General features: G+C 61.6%; 3 protein-coding genes. 1 reads left to right on the top strand and 2 read right to left on the bottom strand.

Translation table 11 applies throughout. The features are described from left to right. Both AC1DUU_RS29180 and AC1DUU_RS29175 read right to left on the bottom strand, forming a co-directional pair. Positions 1–551 (bottom strand): pyridoxal-phosphate dependent enzyme (locus tag AC1DUU_RS29180; protein ID WP_476786811.1); only part of this gene is annotated, 551 nt, incomplete at its 3' end. Beyond that, a complete protein-coding gene (locus tag AC1DUU_RS29175) occupies positions 548–1,327 on the bottom strand; it encodes a GntR family transcriptional regulator (protein WP_476786810.1) in 780 nt (259 codons plus the stop codon). The genes AC1DUU_RS29180 and AC1DUU_RS29175, both read right to left, overlap by 4 nt. Positions 1,328–1,478: 151 nt before the next feature. Here AC1DUU_RS29175 and AC1DUU_RS29170 point away from each other — a divergent pair, with 151 nt between their 5' ends. After that, positions 1,479–2,465 carry an ABC transporter substrate-binding protein gene (locus tag AC1DUU_RS29170; RefSeq protein WP_476786809.1) on the top strand — a complete coding sequence of 329 codons (987 nt, stop codon included), beginning with the start codon at positions 1,479–1,481 and terminating at the stop codon, positions 2,463–2,465. Positions 2,466–2,570 lie beyond the last annotated feature (105 nt).

Below are 2,570 nucleotides of genomic sequence, written 5' to 3'. Positions count from 1 at the left end.
GTCATGCTCCCGCCGCCATATGGGGTGAGCACGACGTCGACCTCAGGCAAATCCTCCAGAATCTCCATGCCGATCGAGCCGCTGCCAGCCAAAACGGCCTGGTCGGTCACCGGATTGACCAGCAGTTCAGGAAAATCCGGACGGTCAGCGCCGATGATGTATTGCCACCAGGTTTCCATGGAAATGAACCTGACGTCGCCGCCGAGGCGGCGCACGCCGTCGATCTTGGTCTGCGGCGCGCCGGCATACATGTAGGCAGCCATAGGCACGCCGAGCTTGTTTGCCGCCCAGGCCATGCCATAGGCCATGTTGCCGGAACTGGTGGTTGCTACCCCATTGCGCAAGGTATCGGCATCACGCGACAGAAGCGCATTTAGCGCGGGCCTGAGCTTGAAAGCGCCAATCGGCGACAGCGTTTCGAGCTTGAGGAAGATTTGCCGGTCAGGCAGGCCGAGATCGAGCCGCACAAGCGGCGTGCGCGGAATGTATGGCGCAATCCGCGCGCGTGCGGCGGCGATCTCGTCGAGGCTCGGGCGATAGGGAACATTCATTCGGCCGCCGACCTTGTTCTCAGGCTGCCGGCGCGCGCGGCGTGCTTGTTTCCGCTGTAATCCTCTGTGTGGACATAGACATGCAGCGTATAGCCTATGTGGTCGATCATCAGGGCCTTCGCTTTTTCCAGGTCGCGGTCGAGCGCTGCTTCCATCAGTGCGGTGTGGGGGCCGATCGACTGCGCTTCGCTAAGCGCTGCCATGGCTTCTTCATAGCCCTGCTTCTGGCCTTCGGCCGCCCGCAATGTCGGTGCTAGCCCGAGAAAACGATGATGGCGGCGCAGCTGGTCGGAAATGGTCGAGCGGAAGTGCAGCAACCAGTTGGACGTGGCCGCACTCAACAGTGCCGAGTGGAACGCCTGGTGCTTTTCATCCCAGTCGTCGACGGCAGCGTCGGAAGGGTCCTCGGTCGCCGTCTTGCAGCGCGACAGCCTGTAATGAGCAGTGACCACGGCCTCTTCCCAGTCGCTATCGCCCTTTTCGATCGATTCCAGCAGTAGCGGCAGCTCGACCACCATTCTGGCGCGTGCAAGGTCTTCGAGCTCGGCCCGCGAGACCTGCGCGACGGCGAAACCGCGATTGGAAATCGCCGTCACCAGACGTTCGGCTTCTAGCCGTGACAGCGCTTCGCGCAACGGCGTCCAGCCGACGCCATAGCCAGTGCGCAGTGCGCTCAGCTTCAGCGGCGCGCCGGGCATCAGGCGGGTGGTCAGGATATCGCGCCGCAGCAGCCGATAGGCCGCTTCCGTCTTGGTGGAGTGCTCGTCGTCCTGCATCGCTGTCCATCCGTGTCTGCCGCAAAAATTATATATCATGGGAGCGCGTGGCAAGAATTATATATAATGTTTGACAGACCTCTTGCGACTGCTCATGATTGCCCCATGCCGCCGTTCAGTGAGCGGTGCTTGTCAAATCTGGGAGGAATAGATGAGAAACTTGAAGTCCGGTCTGCTGTCGGGTCTGGTATTTGCCGGTGCGCTCGCCGTCAGCCTTGGCGCCGCCGTCGCCGATCCGATCAAGATCGGCATTGCCAATTTTGGCGAGCACCCACAGCTGAACGCAGCCATCGCCGGCTTCAAGAAGTCGCTGGCTGAAAACGGTTTCGTCGACGGCAAGGACGTCGTCTACACCGAAAGCCACACCAATTTCGACGCGTCGCTGGTGCCCCAGATGATCGCCAAGCTGCAGGCAGAGCAGCCCAAGCTGTTGTACACCATCACCACCCCGGTTTCGCAGATCGCCAAGAAGGCGCTCGCTGGCTCGGGCATTCCGGTCGTCTTCGCAGCGGTGACCGATCCGGTCGCGGCCAAGCTGGTTCCCTCGTGGGAAGCCGGCGATGACGGCATGACCGGCGCGACCGATCTGCAGGACGTCGCTGCCGTGATGGCGTTCACCAAGAAGCTGCTGCCCAATGCCAAGCGCTTTGGCGTGCCTTACAATCCGGGCGAAGCCAATGACGTCGCCCTGGTCGAAAAGATCAAGGAAGCCGCACCTGCCGCGGGCTTCGAAGTCGTTGAAGTCGGCATCGACAATGTCAACGACATCCAGCAGCGCATCGCATCGCTCGCCGGCAAGGTCGACGTGATCTACGGCCCGACCTCGAACCTGATCCAGCCGGCGATCCCGGCAGTGTCCGCAGCAGCGCGCCAGGCCGGCATCCCGGTCGTCAATGCCGACGACAATGCCGTACGCGAGGGCGTCGTTCCGGCAAGCTTTGCGGTGAACTACGAGCAGGTCGGCGTCAACGCCGGCAAGATCGCCGCCGAAATCCTGAAGGGCAAGGACCCCAAGGCCATCGCGCCTTCACGCCCGGCCTATGAGGACCATGCCGCGATGATCTCGAAGAAGGCGATGGCGGCATTCGGCATCGAAATCCYGGCTTCGCTGGCCGATTGCGGCTGCATCGTCGAGTAATCTTCGGCTTCGTCAAAAACAGGTGGCGGCGTCTTTGACGCCGTTACCTCTTTCGGGAGGGACGGATGCTCGAAATCCGATCTGCACGTAAAGTTTTCTACAAGG

Source organism: Aminobacter sp. P4_H6_2 (assembly GCF_056400805.1).
The sequence above is the reverse complement of the archived record's forward strand: the minus strand, read 5'-3'. Positions and strand labels throughout refer to the sequence as shown.